This window comes from Rhodophyticola sp. SM2404 (assembly GCF_053570515.1).
Window position 1 is genome coordinate 374726 of the sequence record NZ_JBSEDL010000001.1, and the last position, 21654, is coordinate 396379.

General features: G+C 57.7%; 24 protein-coding genes. 8 read left to right on the forward strand and 16 right to left on the reverse strand.

Translation table 11 applies throughout. The features are described 5' to 3' along the window. Positions 1-19: 19 nt before the first annotated feature. The 6 genes from ACTYEO_RS01875 to ACTYEO_RS01900 form a co-directional block, all read right to left on the reverse strand. Positions 20-1072, reverse strand: a complete 1053-nt coding sequence (locus ACTYEO_RS01875) for a threonine aldolase family protein (RefSeq protein WP_449322008.1) — start codon at positions 1070-1072, stop codon at positions 20-22. Continuing rightward, the gene (locus ACTYEO_RS01880) at positions 1069-1515 is read right to left on the reverse strand and encodes a YcgN family cysteine cluster protein (protein ID WP_449322009.1); all 447 of its coding nucleotides are present in this window, start codon (positions 1513-1515) and stop codon (positions 1069-1071) included. Before ACTYEO_RS01880 ends, ACTYEO_RS01875 begins: the two co-directional genes overlap by 4 nt. Beyond that, complete coding sequence (locus tag ACTYEO_RS01885) at positions 1512-2438, reverse strand: bifunctional riboflavin kinase/FAD synthetase (protein ID WP_449322010.1); 927 nt, start codon at positions 2436-2438, stop codon at positions 1512-1514. The genes ACTYEO_RS01880 and ACTYEO_RS01885 overlap by 4 nt, the downstream gene beginning before the upstream one ends. Before the next feature lie 43 nt (positions 2439-2481). Continuing rightward, entirely contained in the window at positions 2482-2934 is a 453-nt protein-coding gene (locus ACTYEO_RS01890) for a MaoC family dehydratase (RefSeq protein ID WP_449322011.1), read from the reverse strand. A 119-nt stretch (positions 2935-3053) separates the two neighbouring features. Next, a complete protein-coding gene (locus tag ACTYEO_RS01895; RefSeq protein WP_449322012.1) occupies positions 3054-3926 on the reverse strand; it encodes a TIGR01459 family HAD-type hydrolase in 873 nt (290 codons plus the stop codon). A 110-nt stretch (positions 3927-4036) separates the two neighbouring features. Beyond that, on the reverse strand, positions 4037-4960 hold the full coding sequence (locus ACTYEO_RS01900; RefSeq protein ID WP_449322013.1) for a manganese-dependent inorganic pyrophosphatase: 924 nt from the start codon (positions 4958-4960) through the stop codon (positions 4037-4039). Positions 4961-5202: 242 nt separating this feature from the next. On the opposite strand from ACTYEO_RS01900, the gene ACTYEO_RS01905 reads away from it, so the two are divergent. Next, positions 5203-5490 carry a co-chaperone GroES gene (locus ACTYEO_RS01905; protein ID WP_449322014.1) on the forward strand — a complete coding sequence of 96 codons (288 nt, stop codon included), beginning with the start codon at positions 5203-5205 and terminating at the stop codon, positions 5488-5490. 48 nt (positions 5491-5538) lie between these two features. Then, positions 5539-7191, forward strand: a complete 1653-nt coding sequence (gene groL / locus ACTYEO_RS01910; protein ID WP_449322015.1) for a chaperonin GroEL — start codon at positions 5539-5541, stop codon at positions 7189-7191. A gap of 206 nt (positions 7192-7397) precedes the next feature. Here groL and ACTYEO_RS01915 read toward each other — a convergent pair whose 3' ends face one another. Together ACTYEO_RS01915 and ACTYEO_RS01920 are read right to left on the reverse strand one after the other, a co-directional pair. Further along, positions 7398-7625, reverse strand: a complete 228-nt coding sequence (locus tag ACTYEO_RS01915) for a DUF1150 family protein (protein ID WP_449322016.1) — start codon at positions 7623-7625, stop codon at positions 7398-7400. Beyond that, complete coding sequence (locus tag ACTYEO_RS01920; protein ID WP_449322017.1) at positions 7618-8076, reverse strand: Hsp20 family protein; 459 nt, start codon at positions 8074-8076, stop codon at positions 7618-7620. Before ACTYEO_RS01920 ends, ACTYEO_RS01915 begins: the two co-directional genes overlap by 8 nt. A 198-nt stretch (positions 8077-8274) precedes the next feature. Here ACTYEO_RS01920 and ACTYEO_RS01925 point away from each other — a divergent pair, with 198 nt between their 5' ends. The 3 genes from ACTYEO_RS01925 to ACTYEO_RS01935 are packed head-to-tail and all read left to right on the forward strand — an operon-like array spanning position 8275 to position 10108. Further along, complete coding sequence (locus tag ACTYEO_RS01925; protein ID WP_449322018.1) at positions 8275-8493, forward strand: YdcH family protein; 219 nt, start codon at positions 8275-8277, stop codon at positions 8491-8493. 57 nt (positions 8494-8550) lie between these two features. Continuing rightward, positions 8551-9039 carry a 5-(carboxyamino)imidazole ribonucleotide mutase gene (gene purE / locus ACTYEO_RS01930; protein ID WP_449322019.1) on the forward strand — a complete coding sequence of 163 codons (489 nt, stop codon included), beginning with the start codon at positions 8551-8553 and terminating at the stop codon, positions 9037-9039. Then, on the forward strand, positions 9032-10108 hold the full coding sequence (locus ACTYEO_RS01935; RefSeq protein WP_449322020.1) for a 5-(carboxyamino)imidazole ribonucleotide synthase: 1077 nt from the start codon (positions 9032-9034) through the stop codon (positions 10106-10108). Before purE ends, ACTYEO_RS01935 begins: the two co-directional genes overlap by 8 nt. Here ACTYEO_RS01935 and ACTYEO_RS01940 read toward each other — a convergent pair. After that, positions 10105-10854, reverse strand: coding sequence for an esterase/lipase family protein (locus ACTYEO_RS01940; RefSeq protein ID WP_449322021.1), 750 nt, complete (start codon positions 10852-10854; stop codon positions 10105-10107). The two genes, ACTYEO_RS01935 and ACTYEO_RS01940, sit on opposite strands and share 4 nt — an antisense overlap. Before the next feature lie 88 nt (positions 10855-10942). On the opposite strand from ACTYEO_RS01940, the gene ACTYEO_RS01945 reads away from it, so the two are divergent. Next, positions 10943-11389, forward strand: a complete 447-nt coding sequence (locus ACTYEO_RS01945; RefSeq protein WP_449322219.1) for an NUDIX domain-containing protein — start codon at positions 10943-10945, stop codon at positions 11387-11389. Here the strand turns inward: ACTYEO_RS01945 and ACTYEO_RS01950 are convergent. Genes ACTYEO_RS01950 through ACTYEO_RS01960 form a run of 3 tightly spaced genes read right to left on the reverse strand, consistent with a single transcriptional unit; the run spans position 11359 to position 15045 of the window. After that, positions 11359-12228: a DMT family transporter gene (locus ACTYEO_RS01950; protein WP_449322220.1), complete on the reverse strand. Its 870-nt coding sequence runs from the start codon at positions 12226-12228 to the stop codon at positions 11359-11361. The two genes, ACTYEO_RS01945 and ACTYEO_RS01950, sit on opposite strands and share 31 nt — an antisense overlap. After that, the gene (locus ACTYEO_RS01955; protein WP_449322022.1) at positions 12228-13400 is read right to left on the reverse strand and encodes an alpha-D-ribose 1-methylphosphonate 5-triphosphate diphosphatase; all 1173 of its coding nucleotides are present in this window, start codon (positions 13398-13400) and stop codon (positions 12228-12230) included. Before ACTYEO_RS01955 ends, ACTYEO_RS01950 begins: the two co-directional genes overlap by 1 nt. Then, positions 13381-15045: an NAD+ synthase gene (locus ACTYEO_RS01960; protein WP_449322023.1), complete on the reverse strand. Its 1665-nt coding sequence runs from the start codon at positions 15043-15045 to the stop codon at positions 13381-13383. The genes ACTYEO_RS01955 and ACTYEO_RS01960 overlap by 20 nt, the downstream gene beginning before the upstream one ends. A 132-nt stretch (positions 15046-15177) precedes the next feature. Between ACTYEO_RS01960 and ACTYEO_RS01965 the strand changes: the two genes are divergently transcribed. Next, positions 15178-16758, forward strand: coding sequence for an MORN repeat-containing protein (locus ACTYEO_RS01965; RefSeq protein ID WP_449322024.1), 1581 nt, complete (start codon positions 15178-15180; stop codon positions 16756-16758). Positions 16759-16815: 57 nt separating this feature from the next. Here ACTYEO_RS01965 and ACTYEO_RS01970 read toward each other — a convergent pair whose 3' ends face one another. Together ACTYEO_RS01970 and trxB are read right to left on the reverse strand one after the other, a co-directional pair. Next, positions 16816-18525, reverse strand: a complete 1710-nt coding sequence (locus ACTYEO_RS01970; protein WP_449322025.1) for a bifunctional sulfate adenylyltransferase/adenylylsulfate kinase — start codon at positions 18523-18525, stop codon at positions 16816-16818. A 205-nt stretch (positions 18526-18730) separates the two neighbouring features. Next, a complete protein-coding gene (gene trxB / locus ACTYEO_RS01975; RefSeq protein ID WP_449322026.1) occupies positions 18731-19681 on the reverse strand; it encodes a thioredoxin-disulfide reductase in 951 nt (316 codons plus the stop codon). Positions 19682-19895: 214 nt separating this feature from the next. Between trxB and ACTYEO_RS01980 the strand changes: the two genes are divergently transcribed. After that, positions 19896-20399, forward strand: coding sequence for an Lrp/AsnC family transcriptional regulator (locus ACTYEO_RS01980; protein ID WP_449322027.1), 504 nt, complete (start codon positions 19896-19898; stop codon positions 20397-20399). Positions 20400-20476: 77 nt separating this feature from the next. Here ACTYEO_RS01980 and ACTYEO_RS01985 read toward each other — a convergent pair whose 3' ends face one another. Next, a complete protein-coding gene (locus tag ACTYEO_RS01985; protein ID WP_449322028.1) occupies positions 20477-20611 on the reverse strand; it encodes a hypothetical protein in 135 nt (44 codons plus the stop codon). A gap of 290 nt (positions 20612-20901) precedes the next feature. Further along, the gene (pgeF, locus tag ACTYEO_RS01990) at positions 20902-21651 is read right to left on the reverse strand and encodes a peptidoglycan editing factor PgeF (protein WP_449322029.1); all 750 of its coding nucleotides are present in this window, start codon (positions 21649-21651) and stop codon (positions 20902-20904) included. Positions 21652-21654 lie beyond the last annotated feature (3 nt).

A 21654-nucleotide genomic window follows, 5' to 3' on the forward strand; every position in this document is an offset into this window, starting at 1 on the left:
AAGCCCGCCCGCGGGCCGCTCAGCCGCGCCAGAGCGCTGTGATCTGATCGACGTTGTCCTTGCTGCATGACCAATCGGTCACCAAGCGGCACAGGATTGGCTCATCATCCGGTCCTTCGAGCGTGGCTGAGAAGGGGAAGAGGTAATATTGCGCCCCTGCCTCCATCGCGCGGCGATGCGCGGCGCGGGGAAGTTCTGCAAAAATCATGTTCCCCGCAGGCTCATAGGCCAGCTTTGCACCTGGAAGGGCGCGGATTGCTTCGGCCAGCGTGGCGCAATGGGCGTTTGCGTCCTGCGCCAATTCCAGCCACAGCCCGTCGGTGACATAGGCATCCATTTGCGCCGACATGTATTTATGCTTCGACCAAAGATGCGCCCCGCGTTTGCGGCGCAACTCCATCTCCCATGACTGGGCGGGGTCAAAGAAGATCACTGCCTCCACGGCCATGCAGCCGTTCTTGGTGCCGCCAAAGCTGACCGCATCAATGCCTGCTTTCCAGGTCATCTCGGCGGGCGTGCAGCCAAGCGCGGCACAGGCATTGGCAAAACGCGCCCCATCGAGATGGGTCTTGAGGCCGAATTCCTTGGCGACATCTGTCAGGGCCTTGATCTCGGCCAAGCTATAGGCGGTGCCCACTTCGGTGATATTGGTGATCGTCACAGGGCCACGCTGGACGCCGTGAACACCTTTATCGCCCGTTTGCAGGATGGCCGCGCGCAAGCCCTCGGGCGTCATCTTGGCATCATGGCCATCGACCAGCGTCAGCTTGGCCCCGTTGGAATAGAACTCGGGCGCGCCGCATTCATCCATTTCCACATGCGCCACACGGTGACAGAATATCGCGTCCCATGGATTGGCCATACAGGCCAGCGCCAGCGAATTCGCGGCCGTCCCGGTCGAGACCAGATGCACGCTGGCCTCGGGCGCTTCAAACAGGCTGCGCAGTTTTGCGGTGACATCGGGCATGATCGGGTCATTGCCATAGGGCATGGCATAGCCCTCATTGGCGCGCATTACGGCCTCCATCACCTTGGGATGGGCGGGGCCAGTATTGTCGGAGGCAAAGATCATGTTCCGGGTTCCTCGATGATATAGTCTTCCCAGTCCTCTTCGGGAATTTCGAATTCAGGCACCGTCATGCCGCGCATTGAAACGCCTGCCGTGTGGACCGTCTCGGGATCACCCGACACCAAAGGGTGCCACTCTTGCAAGGGTTTGCCTTCATGCAGCAAGCGATAGGCGCAGGTTTCGGGCATGAAATAGGCGACATCCCCCATCGTCTTGGGGGTCAGTTGGATACATTCGGGCACAAGGCTCTTGCGGATGTCATATTGCCCGCAGCGGCAGCTTTGATCATCGAGCAGGCGGCAAGCCACGCGGGTCAGGGCCACTTCGCCCGTGTCTTCATCTTCAAGCTTGTTGAGGCAGCATTTCCCGCAGCCATCGCACAGCGCTTCCCATTCCTGCGCTGTCATTTTGGCCATGGGGACAGTTTCCCAAAACCGCTTTCTCATAGGGCCGCCAGAAGTGCGCGGGCTTGTGCGCTGTCATTATCCATCTGTGCGATCAGGGCGTCCAAACCGTCGAATTTCGCTTCGGGCCTGAGGAAATCAATCAGCGCAACAGACATTTCTGCCCCGTAGAGATCACCCGTAAAATCAAAGAGGAAGGTTTCCAGATTGGGCTCTTCCCCGTTGAACATGGGTCGCACGCCAAGGCTGGCCACGCCGTTATAGCTGCCAGCATGCGGGCCATCGAGCACATCCACCAACACGGCATAGACCCCCAAACGCGGCACATGCAGCCCCTCAAGGGACATATTCGCTGTGGGGTAGCCCAATTGTCGCCCGCGCTTCTCACCATGGATCACTGGCCCCTCAATGCGGTGCCAATGCCCCAGCATTTTCGCGGCATCGCGCGGGAGGCCCTCGCTCAGTGCGGTACGGATCGCGGTTGAAGACACAGCGCCACTTTGGCCTGCAAGCAATTCGGCGATCGTGACATCAAAGCCGAAACGTTTGCCGAATTCGACCAAGCCTTTGGCGGTTCCAATACGGCCTTTGCCAAAACAGAAATCCGCGCCAACCACGACATGGGTCAGGCCCAGACCCTCGCTCAGGATATCGCGGGCGAAAGCCTCGGCCTCCAATTCCGACAGGGCGCGGTTGAAGGGCAATTCATACAAGATATCAACGCCGAGCTTCTCAAGGCGATTGGCCTTGGCATCGGCATTCATCAGGCGAAAGGGGCTTGCGTCGCGGGCAAAGAATTCGCGCGGATGGGGTTCGAAGGTCAGCACACCAAGCGGCGCGTCATCGCGGCGGGCAAGTTCGATCACATGTTGGTGGCCCAGATGAACGCCGTCGAAATTGCCGATGGCAACCGAGGCCCCTCGGTCATCCGGGTTTACATATTGGTGGTCACGTACGATGCGCATAAAACGGGCTTAAACGCGCGCGATGCAAGGTGCAAGAAGGCGCTTAGTCGAACTTGCGGGACGGGGCCAAAACCACCGCTTCGCCTTTGAGGACGGGTTTGCCATCGACCAGACAGCGGGTGTCCAGCGTGACGCGGCGCTTGGTGTAATCAACAGCCGTTACCTCAACCTCGACCCGCACTTGATCACCGGGGCGAACGGGGGCCATGAACTTCAGGGTTTGACCCATATAGACGGTGCCATGTCCGGGAAGCTGTTCCCCGATCACAGCCGAGATCAGCCCTGCGGTCAGCATGCCATGGGCAATCCGGCCCTCGAAAATGGTATCTTGGGCGTAATCATCATCAAGATGAACAGGGTTTCTGTCGGTCGAGACTTCGGCAAAAAGCTCAATATCACGATCTGTGACCGTCTTGGTCAGATGGCGCATCATGCCGATCTCGATATCTTCGATGCAGATCGTGCCGCGCGGCAGGTTATGTGTTGTGTCCAACATCAAATAGATTCCCCAGCTTCAATGCGCTTTGAATAGCGCAAGGAAGGGGTCACGGCAATCCGCTGAGTAATAAAAATTCAATTTAAGGCGATATAGCTGCAACTATGTTGCGCACAGATTTATCGTAGATAGCCGATGGAATAGGTTGGGTTGGCCTGCGCCTTGGCCAGCATTGTATCAAGTTTCTCTGGCACGGGCTGGCGCTCGGTACCGGTTTCCTCTTTTGCCAAGCCACCTGTGATGAACAATGTGTCGATATTCTCGCCCATCCCGCCTGTGACATCTGTGAAGATGCCATCGCCGACCGCAAGGATACGCTCATCGGGGATATCCTTGCCGATCTGGCGCAATCGGTTGCGCGCAAGGTCATAGATGGGGGGATGCGGCTTGCCGAAATAGAGGCTTTCGCCCCCCATTTCGGTGTAAAGGGCCGCCAATGCACCAGCGCACCATTCACGGCTTTCGCCACGGTCTACCACGATATCGGGGTTGGCGCAGAGGAATTTCAGGCCCTTGGTTTTGGCCAAAAGCAATTCGGGGCGCAACACGGTGGGGTCGGCAAGGGCGTCGAATGGGCCTGTGCACACGATGCCCTCGGCCTCTTCCAACGGGACTTGTGTTATCGTCAAAGGATTGTCGATCAGCTCCATCGGGTCGAAAAAGCTTTGGTCGCGATCTTCGCCGATGAAATAGACCTTTTCACCTACAGCGCCGCGCAGCATGGCAGCCCGCGCGCTATCGCCCGAGGTTGCGATCACATCCCAAGTATCATCAGGCAGCGCCATCCGTTCCAGCTGCCGCTGCACCGAAGCCCGTGTGCGCGGCGCATTGGTCAGCAGCAAGACGGTGCCGCCCTTGGCGCGGAAGGCTTGCAAGGCGCTGATCGCTTCGGCGAAGGGTGCGATCCCGTTATGGACGCAGCCCCAGAGGTCACAAAACAGCGCGTCATAGCGGTCAGAGATATCGGAGAGGTGCTCGATGATCTGGCTCATTGGGATCCTGCAATATGGGTCTGGACGGGCGGGCTAAGGGGCCGCCGAAAGGGAAGGGGTAAGATAGAAAAAAGGGCGGCCCGTTCTGGCCGCCCCTTATATTAATTATATTAAAGTGTCAGGTTTGGAATGATCTGTTTCTTACGGCTGACCACACCGGGAAGAACCACGGTATCTCCATCGCCGACAAGCGTGGCAAAGCTTTTCTCGGCCACTTGCTTGACCAGATCATTGGGCACCAACAGCGTGCTTTGCTCGTTCAGGATATCCACCACGAAGAGCAGCACCTGATCGGCACCGTCTTCGGTTGCGACAGCGGTCATCGTTTCCATCAGGCTGTCCTTGCGCGCCAGAATGGTGTCGGGCGATGTGGTTTCCAGAACCGAGACGCGGAAGGTCTTGCCGCTGACCTCGAAGGTTTTGGAATCCATGCGCAGCAATTCCGCATCCGAGAAGGTCGAGACATCGGATTTCGCCGCGAACATCTCAGCCGCATAGGAGGGGATATCGATCTCCAGATCCTTTGCCAGTGCTTCTGCGATGGCGCGGTCTTCCTGTGTAGTGGTGGGCGAGCGGAATTCCAGCGTGTCCGACAAGATGCAGGACAGCATCGCACCTTTGATGGCTGTCGGGGCTTGGGCCATGTCCTTTCCGATCATTTTATACATGATCGTGGCGGTGCAGGCCAAAGGTTCGATCCGGATATCGATGGGGCCTTTCGTTTCCAACCCGCCGACCAGCTTGTGGTGGTCGATGATTTGGCGGATATCGGTGGCATTGATCGCGTCAGGCAATTCGGCGGGGTTGTTCGTGTCCACGATCACAACGGGTGTATCGGCGGCCACCTCCGAGATGATCTCGGGCTTGTCGAGGTTCCAGCGCTTCAACACAAAAGCGGCTTCGGTATTGGGTTCACCCAGCAGACGGGCCTGTGCCTTCACATCCTGAATTTCATTGAGATACCACGCCCAGATGATGGGCGAGCCGGTGGAATCCGTATCAGGCGATTTGTGGCCAAAAACGAGAGTGGTCATATGGGTAATCCGTTTGTCGATTTGGAGTTTTGCCGCCTTATAGGCGCGGGGCGGTACAATGTCACGAGGGCCTTGTGGCGTTGCAATGTCGCAAGAAGAATTAAGGGCGGAAATCGGTGCGATTTTTTTTATTGGTGAAGCGTTGACAGGGTCGGCTCCCCTCCCTATCTCCCGACTGTTGGCACTCGCAGACGGTGAGTGCTAACGGGAGAGTAATCACGAACCTAAGGAGTGTTCGACAAATGGCATTCACACCGCTGCATGACCGCGTTCTTGTGCGCCGCGTTGAGAGCGACGAGAAGACCAAAGGTGGTCTTATCATCCCTGAAAGCGCGAAAGAAAAACCAGCTGAAGGCGAAGTCATCGCTTGTGGCGAAGGTGCTCGCAAAGATTCGGGTGAGCTGATCCCGATGGCTGTTAAAGCGGGCGACCGTGTTCTGTTCGGCAAATGGTCCGGCACAGAAGTCACCGTTGATGGCGAAGAGCTGTTGATCATGAAGGAATCGGACATCCTCGGCCTCATCGCCTGAGCCGATCCGGTTTCCTAAATACAAACCCATTCCAAGGAGGAGCCAAACATGGCTGCTAAGGACGTAAAGTTCGGCACCGACGCACGCAATCGCATGCTCAAAGGTGTAAATATTCTCGCTGACGCGGTGAAAGTTACCCTCGGCCCAAAAGGCCGCAATGTTGTTCTCGACAAATCCTTCGGCGCACCGCGCATCACCAAGGATGGTGTATCGGTTGCCAAGGAAATCGAACTGGAAGACAAGTTCGAGAATATGGGCGCGCAGATGGTGAAAGAAGTCGCCAGCCGCACCAATGACGAAGCCGGCGACGGCACAACCACTGCAACTGTACTTGCGCAAGCCATCGTTAAAGAAGGCATGAAGTCGGTTGCTGCTGGCATGAACCCGATGGACCTCAAGCGCGGTATCGACACTGCGGTTGCAACCGTCATCGAAAGCATCAAGGCCTCGGCCCGTGCGGTTGCTGATTCCGATGAAGTTGCTCAGGTCGGCACTATCTCGGCCAATGGCGAAGCGCAGATCGGTCGCATGATTGCGGACGCGATGCAGAAAGTCGGCAATGACGGTGTTATCACTGTCGAAGAAAACAAAGGCCTCGAGACCGAGGTTGATGTTGTCGAAGGCATGCAGTTCGACCGTGGCTATCTCAGCCCCTATTTCGTGACCAACCCTGACAAGATGATCGCAGATCTTGATGACTGCCTCATCCTGTTGCACGAGAAAAAGCTGTCTTCGCTGCAGCCAATGGTTCCGCTTCTCGAGAGCGTGATCCAGTCGCAAAAGCCGCTTTTGATCATTGCTGAAGATGTTGAAGGCGAAGCGCTTGCGACCCTCGTGGTCAACAAGCTGCGTGGCGGCCTGAAAATCTCCGCCGTAAAAGCACCCGGCTTTGGCGATCGCCGTAAGGCCATGTTGCAGGATATCGCTATCCTGACAGGCGGTCAGGTGATCTCGGAAGATCTGGGCATGAAGCTTGAGAGCGTTACGCTCGATATGCTGGGTTCCGCGAAGAAAGTGCTCATCAAGAAAGATGACACCACAATCATCGACGGCGCAGGCGACAAAGCCGAGATCGAAGCCCGTGTTGGCCAGATCCGTCAGCAGATCGAAGAAACATCTTCCGACTATGACAAAGAGAAGCTGCAAGAGCGTGTTGCCAAACTGGCAGGCGGCGTTGCGGTCATCAAAGTTGGCGGCATGAGCGAAATCGAAGTGAAAGAGCGCAAAGACCGCGTTGATGACGCATTGAACGCCACACGTGCTGCCGTTCAAGAAGGCATCGTTGTTGGTGGTGGTGTTGCTCTGATCCAAGGTGCCAAGGCGCTTGAAGGTGTGACAGCTGAGAATGCTGACCAGAATGCAGGTATCTCCATCGTGCGTCGCGCGCTGGAAGCACCACTGCGTCAGATCGCCGAGAATGCAGGCGTTGACGGTGCAGTTGTTGCCGGCAAAATCCGCGAGTCGAGCGATAAGACTTTCGGCTTCAACGCGCAGACCGAAGAATATGGTGACATGTTCAAATTCGGCGTGATTGACCCTGCAAAAGTTGTGCGCACTGCTCTGGAAGATGCAGCATCGGTTGCGGCCCTGTTGATCACAACAGAAGCCATGGTTGCGGATAAGCCATCCAAAGACGGCGGCGCAGCTGCCGGCGGCATGCCCGATATGGGCGGCATGGGCGGCATGGGCGGCATGATGTAATCCTTTCGCTTTTGCGAAAGGGCATCACCTGCCCCGAGTTTGGAAAGGCCCCGCAAATGTGGGGCCTTTTTTCATTTAAGTATTTTTGAAGCAAAGATGGGCAGGGCGCGCCACGCTTCTTATCGCTTTTGATGTGGGTGCCCTCTCGGCATGAAAAAGCCCCCGCGATGCGAGGGCCTTAGGGTAGTTTTGAGATTGGGAGTAGGTCAGTGCACGCTCACAGGCTCCATGTCATGTTGACGGGCGACATCGAATGCGAGGTCGCGGTTAATGACCAAGGCCAGTTGTTCACCCTTTTCATTGCCAATCGCATAGAGCCTTTCGACGTCACCGGCTTGTTCGCGAATATTGTCGGGAAGGTCAGCGGCGGCGACTTCGCGGATATAGACAATCTTGCTGCCATCTTGTGCGATCACGTTATGGGGTTCATGCATTTGTCTTACCTCCGGTTTTCATTTGTTTTGCATCGGCTTTCTGGGATTTGATCTCGATGGTGCGCACCACGGTTTCGGGCACGGCGCGTGTGAGATCGATATGCAGCAAGCCATGTTCGGTTGTGGCGCCCGCAACTTCGACACCATCGGCCAGCACGAAACTGCGCTGGAACTGGCGCCCTGCGATGCCACGATGCAGGAAGACGCGGTTGCTATCCTCATCGGATTGGCGGCCGCGGATCACCAATTGGCGGTCCTCAACCGTGATCGAGAGGTCATCCTCGCGGAAGCCTGCAACGGCCAAGGTGATGCGATAGGCGTTTTCGCCATATTGTTCGATATTATAGGGCGGGTAGCCCTCATTGCCGGATTTGGCCGTGCGCTCCACCAGCCGTTCAAGCTGGTCGAATCCCAACAGGAAGGGATGCGAGGCAAGTGTCAGTTTCGTCATAAGCACATCCTTTACAGCAAAGCGATCTGCGCGTTTTGGGCCCCATGATTGGCAGCCCGTCTGTAAAGGAATATGGGGTGGTGAATTTGTCCTTGCAAGGGTTGCTTAACCTTTGCCAGCGATGGTTTTGGGGGTATCCTCTCACTCTGCGGGCCGACTCGTTGCTTGAGCAGGCCAGAACAAGGCACGGATTATTTGATGAACGCCCCGACCGAAATGTCCCATGAGGAGGTGCTGCGCATCAAGTTGGAGGTGCTGCGCCGTGAGCATCGCGATCTTGACGACGCGATCCTCGCTTTGGAGCAGGTTACGCGGCCCGATCCTCTGACTTTGCGGCGGTTGAAAAAGCAAAAACTCTTCCTCAAAGACAGCATCGCCAAAATCGAAGATGAACTGACGCCTGATATCATTGCGTAACTTGATCGCGTGGCTATAGTGCGCGCTTCTTTTGATGGGCGCAAAGGGGCGCGGGATATGGCAGAAATTCAGGTCGGGATCATTATGGGCAGCCAGTCTGATTGGCCCACAATGCGTGAAGCAGCCGAAATGCTGGATGCGCTTGGCGTGCCCTATGAAACGAAGATCGTATCGGCGCATCGCACGCCTGACAGGCTGTGGGAGTATGGCAAAAGCGCTGTCTCCAGAGGGTTGAAAGTGATCATCGCAGGCGCAGGTGGAGCCGCGCATTTGCCAGGCATGATGGCCTCGAAAACGCGGGTGCCTGTGATTGGCGTTCCGGTTCAGACCAAGGCGCTGTCGGGGGTCGATTCGCTTTATTCCATTTTGCAGATGCCACGCGGATTTCCTGTGGCCACCATGGCAATCGGGGCGGCGGGGGCTGCAAATGCGGGCCTGATGGCGGCTGGCATCTTGGCCACGCAGGATGAGGAATTGGCCGCAAGGCTTGATCAATGGCGCGCTGATTTGTCGGCCTCGATCCCTGAGGAACCCGTTGATGAGTGAGCGTCTTGCGGCAGGGTCGGTTATCGGGATTTTGGGCGGCGGCCAATTGGGCCGGATGCTATCGATGGCGGCGGCGCGTTTGGGCTATAAGACCCATATTTTCGAGCCTGCCCCAAACCCGCCCGCAGGCGATGTTGCCCATGCAGTGACAACCGCGGGCTATGATGATCTGGAGGCGTTGAAGCGTTTTGCGCAAAGCTGCGATCTGATCACCTTTGAGTTCGAGAATATTCCCGCGCCCGCGCTGGAAATCCTGTCGCAAACCTGCCCGCTTTTCCCTGATCAACGCGCGCTTGAAACCAGTCAGGATCGCTTGCTGGAAAAGAGCTTTCTGGCGGGGTTGGGGCTGAAAACGGCAGCATTTGCAGCAATTGACGGGGCCGAAGGGCTGGACGCGGCTTTGGCCAGCACGGCTGTTCCCGCCATCTTGAAAACCCGCCGTTTCGGTTATGACGGTAAGGGACAAGCCCGTGTGATGGCGCCATCTGAGGCAAGCGCTGCGTTTGAGAGCCTCAAAGGCGCGCCTGCGATTGCGGAAGGGTTTGTCGAGTTTTCCAAGGAGATTTCGGTCATTGCAGCCCGTGGGCAAGACGGCTCGATGGCGGCCTTTGATCCGGGTGAGAATGTCCATGTCGATGGCATTTTATCCACCACCACCGTACCCGCCGCGATGCCCTCATCGCTGGTCACAGATGCGGTATTGATCGCTTCGCGCATTCTGAATGCGCTTGATTATGTCGGTGTCATGGGGGTGGAACTGTTTGTGACCCGAGAGGGGTTGATCGTAAACGAGATCGCGCCTCGAGTGCATAATTCAGGCCATTGGACACAGGCGGGCTGCGCCGTTGACCAGTTCGAGCAGCATATTCGCGCCATTGCCGGTTGGCCTTTGGGCGACGGCTCGCGGCATGCGAATGTGGTGATGGAGAACCTCATCGGGGATGATGTGGAGCGGGTGGCCGAGCTTGCAGGCGAGAGAGGCGTGCAGGTGCATCTTTACGGCAAGGCCGAGACACGGCCCGGTCGTAAGATGGCCCATATCAACCGAGTAACGGGACCCAACGATTAGGGTGAGTTGCGCCGCTTCTCGACGAGATCGCCCACAGCCTCAAAGAAGTTCATGTCATGGTTGAACGCGCCTGCCTCAAGGAAGGCCACGACCTCGGCGATGACGACGGGGTTGTTCATCATGAAAGTATGGGTCACGGGCAGCGTGATATGGTCGGCCATGCCCGCCACGCTTGTGCTTTGCACGGCCACTTTGCCATCATCTGGCCCCTCAATCAGTGCGGAATAGACAGGGTTCAAAGAACGATCTCCTGCGATCACGCCAAGATCGAAATCAACGGGCGGCAGCCGGTTCGGGAGGGAGCCATCTTCGGTTCCAAGCTGCATGCCTGCGGGGCCATTGATCCATTCAAAGGCCTGTAGATGCCCCAAGACATCCACCAGTTCCGATCCGCGATTTGGCGGGGCCAGCATCACCACACGGCCTAGATTCGCGATCTCATGTTCCGCGAAATAATAGCGGGCCAAGATGCCGCCCATGGAATGGGTGACAAAATGGATCGGCTCATCGCCGCATTGTGCGATGGCAGGGTCGATCGTTTCTGGCGCAAGCGTGCTGATCGGGGCTGATGTGGACGGGTAACCTTGGTTGAGAACCTGATACCCCTCGTTTTCGAGTGTTTCTTCGATGATCGTCAGTGAGACTTCGCTGCGGGCCAAGCCATGCAGCAAGATCACGCATTCTGCCGAGGCGGGCGCGCCGAGACCTATCAGGCCGAGGGTCAAAACGGTGGTGAAGCGGTTCATACCCTCTATCTAGGGGTTAAGTATGAAACTTTCGAGAAGGTGGGAGGTCAGCCTTGCGCTACGTCACCCTGCGGGCCAGTGTTGCTCCATGATCCGCGCGCGTCCCCGTTTGGCTGTCCGAGGCCTTCTTCTGATCGAAAACCGTTTGCTACTGGTCAATGCATGGCCTGATGGCAAAAGCGACCTGCTCTGCGCGCCGGGCGGCGGTGTTGAGGCGGGTAGTTCCCTGCCTGACAACCTGATCAGAGAGTTTCATGAAGAAACGGGGCTTGTCATTTCGGTGGGAGAGCCCTGCCTTGTGAACGAGTTTCATGACCCGAATGGCAGTTTCCATCAGGTCGATGTGTATTTCCGTGTCAGCTTGATCTCGGGTGATCCCGCAGCCCCTTGGACCGATCCCGAAGGGGTTGTGACCGAGCGGCGCTTGGTCACGCGCGAAGAGCTTGCGGGCCTGCGTGTCAAACCCGACAGTTTGGCCGAGATCGCTTGGGATGGGGGGATATTTTATGACCCGCTTGAGCCGATCCTGCGCTGAAGCGCGCCCAATCCATAGGCAATCCCGCCAAGCACCAAAATGCCCGCACCGATCAACCGAAGGCTGGGGGGTTCGCTCAGCAAAATGATCCCGCCCAAAATGGCAATCACGGGGACAGACAATTGCACCAAACCCGCGACCGAGGCCTCAAGTTTCGGCAGCAGTTGATACCAGAGGGCATAGCCAAGCCCTGATGTCACAGCGCCAGAGGTGATCGCAAGGGTCAGCCCCGTTTGTGTGATCGGAGTGTCTTGTGCGGCTTCGGGTGTCAGTACAACGGCAAGGCCGCAAAGCGGCACGGCCAGCAGAAAATTCGCCGCCGTATCGGCCAATGGGTCTTTGCTGCCCCGCCCTGCCAAGGAATACAGCCCCCAGCCAAGCGCTGCGATGCACATGGCAAGCCCCGCCGCCACAGGTACGGCAACCGCGCCTGTAGGCCAGAGCAACCAGACCAAACCAGCAAAAGCCAAGCCTGATCCGATCCATCTGCGGGCGGGCAAGGCATCACCCGCAAGGGCCGCGCCTACAAACATGGTCACCTGCACCCCGCCAAACAGGATCAAAGCGCCAAGACCCGCATCGAGGCTGAGATAGGCCACGGAAAACCCGATGAGATAGAGGCTGAGCGTCACCGCCCCCCATAGGCGCGATGGCAACAGCAGCGCGAGCTGGCGCTTGCCGAGAATGGCGAGGGCCACCAGCGTCACTGCGCCCGCGATCACGCGGATCAGCGCGAAATCACTTGCCTCGATATGGCCCGCGCCCATGGCTGCGCGATTGAGGATGGAATTGGCGGCAAAGGCCAGCATGGTCAGCGCGGTCAGCAAAGCGAGGCGCATCACGAAAGAAACCTCTGCGCGATATCGCCTGAGAGATAGGCCAACCGCCCGCCCGTGATGGTGGCGGCAACACGTTTGGTCTCGGCCTCCAAGATCGTCAGATCGGCGCGCAGACCTACGGTTATATGGCCGCGATCGGGCAGCCCCAGCAGTTCGGCAGGCCCTGAGGAGACCAAGGCCCAAGCCTGCTGCAAGGGCATACCGCCCTGCACCAGTTTCCAAGCGGCTTGGCGCGGCGCGGGGTAGTGGTAATCCGAGGCGAGCGCCGTGACATAGCCGCGCTCGATGATTTGGGCGGCAGACACCCTGCCATCATGTGATCCACCGCGCACCAGATTGGGCGCGCCCATGATCACGGGATGGCCTGCCTCAAAGGCGGTTTTCGCGGCGGCCTCGGTTTCGGGGAATTCGCTTATGACAGCGCCGATACGGGCCATGCGCAGATGATCTTCGGGGAAGTGATCATCATGGCTGCCAAGCCGTATGCCCCGCGCGGTCAGTTTCTGAGCGAGCTTCTCCAGCGCGTCTGGAACCTCGTCTCGCCTTGCATGAAGCCCCTGCAAAAGCGCCAGATGCGCCTCAGGCGAGCGGCCTGATTTAAGCGCTTGCCCCGTCAGCCGTGGGGGCCGCTTTCCTGCGGCCAAAGCCCTATGGGGCAGGTGGTCATTGAAGACGACGAATTTGATCCCTGCATGGTCAATCAAGGCCAGTGCACGGTCATATTCATCCAGCAGATTGATTTCGAGCCGCAATTGCAGCTGCATATCCGTCTGGCTGTCGGCGCGCATGGCAAGCCAAGCCTCGGCCATGCGTTCCGCGAAATCGGGGCCGCGCATGCCCCCTTCCCATGAGAAGAATTGCGCCAACACGGCGGTGGTGATCCCGTTGGCCGCCAATTCCGCATCGGCGGCCTGCAATCCCGCCTCGGGGCTGCCCAAAGCCCCACGGCGCGGGGCAAGATGGCGTTCAAACCCGTCGCCATGGGCATCCACAATTCCGGGCAGGACGAGATAGCCCGACAAATCAATCTCGCGGCCCGTCTTGGCCACAATCACACCACCTGCCAGCGACAATGGCGTATCGCTCAACCCGTCAGGGCGCAGCACCTGTGCACAAGTGATCGTGAGGGGAGGCAGCGGGCTGGTCACTGGATCAGTCGTGGCTTGGGTCACGCCAGCGATTGGCGATGGGATAGCGCCGATCCAACCAGAAGGCGCGTTCGGTCAGGCGTGCGCCCGGGGCAGATTGGAAGCGCTTGTATTCCGAGATGTAGATCAAGTGTTCGATCTTTTTCACGGTGTCGCGATCATAGCCCATGGCCACGACATCCGCGACTGACGCGTCCTTGTCGATCAGCATGTCCAGCATCACGTCGAGATCTTCATAAGGCGGCAGGCTGTCTTCGTCTTTCTGGTTGTCGCGCAGTTCCGCGGTGGGGGGCTTGTCGATCACGCGCGGGGGGATAACCTCGCCTGCGGGGGCCATCATCCATGGACGATGGTTTGCATTGCGCCAGCGGCAGGTCTCGAAAACGCGGGTTTTATAGAGGTCTTTGATGGGGTTATAGCCGCCCGCCATATCGCCATAGATCGTAGCATAGCCCACTGCGACCTCGGATTTATTGCCTGTGGTCAGCAGCATTTCCCCGAATTTATTCGACAAGGCCATCAGCGTTACGCCGCGCAGCCGTGACTGGATATTCTCTTCGGTTACATCTGGTTTGGTGCCTTCAAAAAGCGGCGCAAGCGCATCAGAAACGGCCTCATGCGGGCCTGTGATCGAAACGGTATCGAGCCGCGTGCCAAGCCTATGTGCAACATCGGCTGCATCATCCAGCGAGGTTTGCGAGGTATAGCGCGAGGGCAGCATCACACAGCGCACATTCTCGGGCCCGAGCGCATCCGCCGCGATGGCGGCGACAATGGCGGAATCGATCCCGCCTGACAGGCCAAGCAGCACTTTGCCAAAGCCTGTTTTGCGCATGTAGTCGCGCAGGGCCAAGACCATCGTGTGGTAATCGGCCTCCCATTCATCTGGCAGATGGGCCTTTTCGCCCTCGATGGCCTGCCAGCCCGCATCGCCACGCTCGAAATCGACATGGGTGATCGCCTCGGTAAAGGCGGGCATCTGGTGGGTCAAAACACCATGCGGGTTCAGTACGAAGCTTGCGCCATCAAACACCTGATCATCCTGCCCGCCAAGCAGGTTGAGATAGACCAGCGGCAAGCCAGTTTCGATCACGCGGGAGACCATCAGCGATTGGCGCAGCCCGAATTTATTGCGGTGATAGGGCGAGCCATTGGGCACAACCAAAATCTCGGCACCCGATTCCATCAGCGTTTCGCAGACATCCTCATGCCAAGCATCCTCACAAATCGGGATGCCGACCCGCATTGGCCCGATCCGCACAGGCCCCGAGACATTGCCCGCGTGATAATAGCGCTTTTCATCGAAAACGGAGGAATTCGGCAAGTGATGCTTGAGCATCTCTGCCGTGATCTTGCCGCCCTCAAGGATGTAATAGGCGTTGAAAGGCTTGTCGCCGCCAAGCATCGGCGCGCCAATGCCAAGGGCGGGGCCATCGGCGCATTCGGCGGCCAATTCGTCCAAAATGCGGTGAGCATCGGCGGCGAAAGCGGGTTTGCGCACAAGGTCTTGCAACTGATACCCCGTCAGGAACATCTCGGGCAGGGCGATGAAATCAGCACCTGCATCACGGGCTGTTTCCCATGCCGCTTTGGCCTTTGCAGCATTGCCTGCAAGGTCTCCGACGGTTGCGTTCAATTGCGCAAGGCTCAGGCGGAAGCGGTCGGCCATTTATGGGGCTGCCTTTCGATTGGGTCAGTCGCTTCTTAGCAGATCATGGCCCAAGGCCAAGACGCTGTGGTCAAAAGCCATTGCGGGTGGTCTATGGGTCACTTAGATTTGGTTCAATGGAATTTTGACCCCATGACGGAGGATCACGTGCAAGAACGCAATCGCGGCACAATTTGGCAAGGGGCTCGTCTGGGGCTTGTGGCTGCATTTTTTGCCTTGCCCCTTCACGCACAAGAAGACGCAACGCGCGTCGATGTGCAGCAATATGACAATGGCGGCATTTATGAAGGTGAATTCCGCAATGGTATCCAGCATGGCACTGGCACCTATCGTTTGCCCAATGGCTATGAATACACGGGCGAATGGGTCGATGGTGAAATTCGCGGCCAAGGGCGCGCGGTATTCCCTGATGGCTCGGTCTATGAGGGAAGCTTTGTTGCGGGCCAGCCCGAAGGGTTTGGCGCGATCTCCTTTGCGGATGGCTCCAGCTATGAGGGTGAATGGGTTGGCGGGCGGATCAATGGATCGGGCATCGCCTATTACAGCAATGGCGTGAGCTATGAGGGCGAATTCCTCAATTCGCTGCATCACGGGCAAGGCACCATGATGAACCCCGACGGCTACCGCTATGAGGGAGCTTGGGTCAACGGTTTGAAAGAGGGTCAGGGCCGCATCACCTATCCTGACGGCGCGATTTATGAGGGCAGCTTTGTTGCGGGCCAGCGCGCGGGGCAGGGACGCCTCGAGATGGCGGATGGTATGGTCTATGACGGCCAATGGGCCGAGGGCCAGATCAATGGCACCGGTCTTTTGACGCAAACCAATGGCGACAGCTATGAAGGCGAGTTGGTCAATGGACAGCGCCAAGGGCAAGGCGTCGTGCGCTACAGCAATGGCGATGTCTATGAGGGTGAATTCCTCGAGGATAGGCGCCATGGTCAAGGCAGTTTCACAGGCTCCGAGGGCTATAGCTATGTCGGGGAATGGACCGATGGCCGCATCGAAGGGCAGGGTCTGGTGACCTATCCTGACGGATCAATTTATGAAGGCCAGTTCCGCAATGATGTGGCGCATGGCACAGGCAAAATCACCTATCCTGACGGCTCCACCTATGAGGGCGATTGGGCCGATGGTGTGATCCAAGGCTTTGGGATTGCAAGCTATACCAATGGGCTGATTTATGAGGGGCAGTTCCTCAACGCGGTCCAGCATGGCCAAGGCGTCATGACATTGCCGCGCGAGGTATCCGACACCGATAGCGCAGGCGCTGAGCCCCAGTTCGAGTATCGCTATGAAGGGGCTTGGGAAGACGGGCTCCGCCATGGGCAGGGCATTGCGACATATGCCGATGGAACCTCCTATGAGGGCGGTTTCGAGGAAGGTCAGCGCAGCGGGCAAGGCGTTTTGGTGATGGCCGATGGCTTCCGCTATGAAGGCGAATGGCAGGATGGCGAAATGAATGGCGCGGGCATCGCGACCTATTCCAGCGGTGATGTCTATGAGGGCAATTTTGTCAACGGGCGGCGGCAGGGCGATGGCACAATGCGCTATGCCACAGGTGAGGTTGCCGAAGGTGAATGGGAAGATGGCAGGCTGAATTCCGCAAGCGAGGATGCGCCCGCACCGGAGGCTGTGCCTGAGCCTGTGACCCCTCAGCAGGCCCCCGATGTGCCAACCGAAGCGCCAGCCGAGCTTCCAGCAGAAACCCAATAAAAAAGGCGAAACCCAGTATCAAGGTTCCGCCTTTGAATGGTTGAAGGTTGATCGCCCTTAATTGCCGGTGATCAGACCCATGCTTTCAAGTTTCAGCAGAACCTGCTGTGCGCAGTAATCCACCTCGGAGCCTACGGTATCAAGCCTCAGCTCAGGCGTTTCGGGTTCTTCATATGGGTCCGAGATGCCTGTGAATTCCTTGATCTTACCTTCACGGGCCAGCTTGTAGAGGCCTTTACGGTCGCGGCGTTCGCATTCCTCAAGGCTGGTTGCGACATGAATTTCTACAAAGGCGCCGAAATCCTCGACCATTTCGCGCACCGAACGGCGGGTGGCCGTATAAGGCGCGATCGGCGCACAGATTGCGATGCCGCCATTCTTGGTGATCTCGGAGGCGACATAGCCGATCCGGCGAATGTTGATATCGCGGTGTTCCTTGGAGAAGCCAAGCTCGGATGACAGATGCTTGCGCACCACATCGCCATCGAGAAGCGTCACAGGGCGGCCGCCCATTTCCATCAATTTGACCATGATCGCATTGGCGATGGTCGATTTGCCCGAGCCTGACAGCCCTGTAAAAAATACGGTGAAGCCCTGTTTGGACCGCGCGGGGCGCGTGCGGCGCAACTCCGAGACAACCTCGGGAAAGCTGAACCATTCAGGGATCTCCAAGCCTTCAGCCAGACGGCGGCGCAGCTCAGTGCCCGAGATATCGAGAACGGTTGTGCCCTCGGGAACCTCGTTTGCGGGGTAATATTGCGCGCGTTCCTGCACATAGACCATATGCTTGAAATCAACCATTTCGAGGCCGATTTCTTCTTCATGTTCCTTGAACAGAACTTGCGCGTCATAGGGGCCGTAGAAATCCTCGCCCTTGGAGTTCTTTCCTGGGCCCGCATGGTCGCGGCCCACGATGAAATGCGAGCAGCCATGGTTTTTGCGGATCAGCCCGTGCCAGACGGCCTCACGCGGGCCAGCCATGCGCATAGCAAGGTTGAGCAGGCTCATCGTGGTGGTTGCGGCAGGGTATTTATCCAGAACGGCCTCATAGCAACGCACGCGCGTGAAATGATCCACATCGCCCGGTTTTGTCATGCCGACAACGGGGTTGATCAGCAGGTTGGCCTGCGCCTCTTTCGCGGCGCGGAAGGTCAGTTCCTGATGCGCGCGGTGCAAGGGGTTGCGGGTCTGGAAGGCAACGATGCGGCGCCAGCCGAGCTTGCGGAAATAGGCGCGCAGTTCATTGGGCGTGTCGCGGCGGGCGCGGAAATCATAATGGGTGGGGGGCTGGATGCCCGTAATCGCACCGCCCAGATAAACAGGCCCCGCGACATGGTGCAGGTAGTTCACCGCAGGATGGGCGATGTCATCGGCCCCGAAAACCTTCTCGGCCTCGCGTGCTTTATTGGGAACCCATTTATCCGAGATCGACAGGATCGCGAGGATAACGCCTTCTTGGTCGCGCAGGGCGATATCTTTGCCCGTTTCGATCGTGTCGGCGAAACTCTCGGATACATCGAGGGTGATGGGCATGGGCCAAAGCGTGCCATCCGCCAGACGCATCGTCTCGACAACGCTGTCGTAATCTTCCTGCCCGAGGAACCCTTTGAGCGGGTTGAACCCGCCATTCATCAGCAGTTCCAAATCACAGATCTGGCGCGGGGTCAGATCCCAAGAAGGCAGCTCGGCCGCTTCGAGTTTCAGCTTCTGCGCGCTGTCATAGGAGACATAGAGTTCGGGGATCGGGGCGTGGTGCGGCATGGCCATGAGGCGTATATCCAAATCAGTATCAATTAAGGGCAAATTGGCGCGCAAACGGGCGACACCACGCGCTCTCTAACGTCTCAATAAGGCCAGATTCAAGCTTGGGCGTGTTGCTTTTAGGGAATTGAGAGGAAGCGTTCCAAATTTACCCCATCCCGCGAACGCAAGTTCGCAGGATGTGTCACGCCTTGGAACATCGGGTTAGCCCTTAGGCGTCGCCATCAAGCTCGGCGAGGTATTTTTCGGCATCAAGGGCAGCCATGCAGCCCATTCCCGCGCTGGTGACCGCTTGGCGGTAGACATCATCGGTCAGATCGCCTGCCGCAAACACACCCTTGATTGAGGTGCGTGTGGTGCCTGGTTCCACCTTCACATAGCCGCCATTCTGCAGCTCGAGCTGGTCTTTGATCAACTCGCTCGCAGGGGCATGGCCGATTGCCACAAAGAAGCCTTTGCAGGGAATCTCGGTGATCGCGCCTGTTTCGACATGTTTGGCACGCACCGCTTCAACGCCGCGCGGGTTGTCGCCGCCGACCACCTCATCGATGGAGTGATCCCACAGGATTTCCACCTTCGGGTTCTTAAAGAGACGCTCTTGCATGATTTTTTCGGCGCGCAGGCTGTCGCGGCGATGCACAAGCGTGACCTTGGAGGCGAAATTCGTCAGAAACAGCGCCTCTTCTACGGCGGTGTTGCCGCCGCCGATCACGACAACCTCTTGTCCACGATAGAAAAAACCGTCGCAGGTGGCGCAGGCCGAGACGCCAAAGCCTTTGAAATGTTCCTCAGAAGGAAGGCCAAGCCATTTGGCCTGTGCGCCCGTGCAAAGAACAATCGCATCGGCGGTATAGGTCGTGCCTGTATCGCCTTTTGCGGTGAAGGGGCGGTTCTGAAGGTCAAGGCTTGTGATATGGTCCGAGATGATCTCGGTGCCCATTTCGCGGGCATGGCTTTCCATGCGCACCATAAGATCGGGGCCCATAACGCTTGCATCACCTGGCCAGTTTTCAACATCGGTCGTGATGGTCAGCTGACCGCCTGGCTGGATGCCTTGCACAAGGATCGGCTCCAACATCGCGCGGCTGGCGTAAACAGCGGCCGTATAACCAGCAGGGCCGGAGCCGATGATCAAAAGGCGGGTATGTCGGGTCTCGGACATGGCAGTGTTCCTTGCATCTTGCGCAGGCCCCATGACCCGCGCGGCGTAACTATGGGCTTTCCTCGGATATAGCCACCTGTCCTCCGAGTGGAAAGCCCTGCGAGAGCCTTGCATTCGCAGGGTTCCTATTCCATATATTGCGCAGTTGTGAAATAAAGTTGCGCAACGGACGCACGTGTTGATTATTTCTGAAAACCCTTGGAGAGCGACCAATATGTCAACGAGCAAACTCGACCCGATTGACCGCAAGATTCTGGCCGAGCTTCAGGATGACGGGCGCATGACCAATGTGGAACTTGCCAAACGGGTTGGCATCTCTGCGCCACCTTGCTTGCGCCGTGTGCGCACCTTGGAAGAGGCTGGGTATATCAAGGGCTATCACGCCGAGGTCGATGCGCGCCAATTGGGATTCGAAGTGCAGGTTTTCGCCATGGTCGGGCTTCATAGCCAAGCCGAGGCCGATCTTGTCGCGTTCGAGGAGCGTTGCGGGTCATGGCCCTTTGTTCGGGAATGTCACATGCTCAACGGGGAGATCGATTTCATCCTCAAATGCGTGGCGCCTGATTTATCGACCTTCCAAAGCTTTCTGACCGAACATCTGACCTCGGCCCCGAATGTGGCCAGTGTGCGCACATCTTTGGTGATCCGTGGTGCCAAGGATGAACCGGGCGTGCCCTTTGATGTCATGGAAGAGCGCTTGAGCCGCGCAGCAACCTAGGCGCAAAATCTCTGTCGTTTAAATGAAAGAAGGCGGCCATTCTGGCCGCCCCTTCGCAAGCATTCGCTTGTTCTAAATTAGCTGGCTTGTTGAAATTCTTCCAACGCGGCCTCTTCGCGGCGTTTTGCGCGAAGCTCACGGGCCCACGGCATCTCGATTTGGTCCTTCTTGGATTCTTCCAAAACTGCCTGCATCCAACGACGTGTTTTCATTGTCTTGTTCCTATTCAACTGCTGAGCGACCATTCGGTCTTTTGTTTCTGACTTGCAGACAATTTGCTTCAGCTTTCAGGCAGTCTTGCGACCAAGATCATAATATTCGGTAAATACTTGGGGCATTTCTGTGGCGATCATTCCGCCTTATTTTACGGGTATTTTATGAAACATTTCGAGGTCGGCGTGATGCGATTGGGGCAAGCCCGTGGCGCGGCCTGCCGCCAAGGTGCCGCAATCTTTCGCGGGACGTCGCCAAGTTGGGCATCTTTGCCCGAATCTGGCCACCCCTAGAGTCGAATCGCCGAGATCAGACGACCGTAATCCGCTTCCTTGCGATGCACGGAGCGGCGGAACGAAAAGAAGCGGGTATCATCGGAATAGGTGCAGTGCCGCGTCCATTCCGCATCTCCGATGCCTGCGGCGCGCAGGCGCATCAAACCATAGGCTGGAAGATCGAACATATATTTCCCCGCCTCTTTGCCATTTGCAAAGAAGCGCGCATTGTCAGGGTCATCATCATAGAAGCGTTCGAAAAACTCCTCACCGACTTCATAGGCGGCTTGGCTGATCGAGGGGCCGATTGCGGCGTGAATATTCTCGCGCGTCGCGCCAAGCGCGATCATCTGTTCGATGGTTTGGTCCAAGACGCCATCCAGTGCACCGCGCCAGCCTGCATGGGCTGCTCCGATGACGCGGGCTTTCGTATCGGCAAAAAGGACGGGCTGGCAATCGGCGGTCAAAATCGCAATCGCTGTGCCGGGGGTGGCAGTGACAAGGCCGTCTGCCTTCGGTTTGGTGGCGGGCTGCTCCGTGTCGGCCACAACCACATCGGCGGAATGGGTCTGGTGGATGGTAAAGAGCTGCTCAATCGGCACCTCCATCGCATCGGCCACGCGCTGCCTGTTGGTCTCCACAATCCCTGCCTGATCAGAAGAGCCTGGCCCGCAATTCAACCCTTCAAATATGCCTGATGATGCGCCACCGCGACGGGTGAAAAAACCGTGATGCGTTCCCTCAAGCAAAGGCGAGGATATCATTTC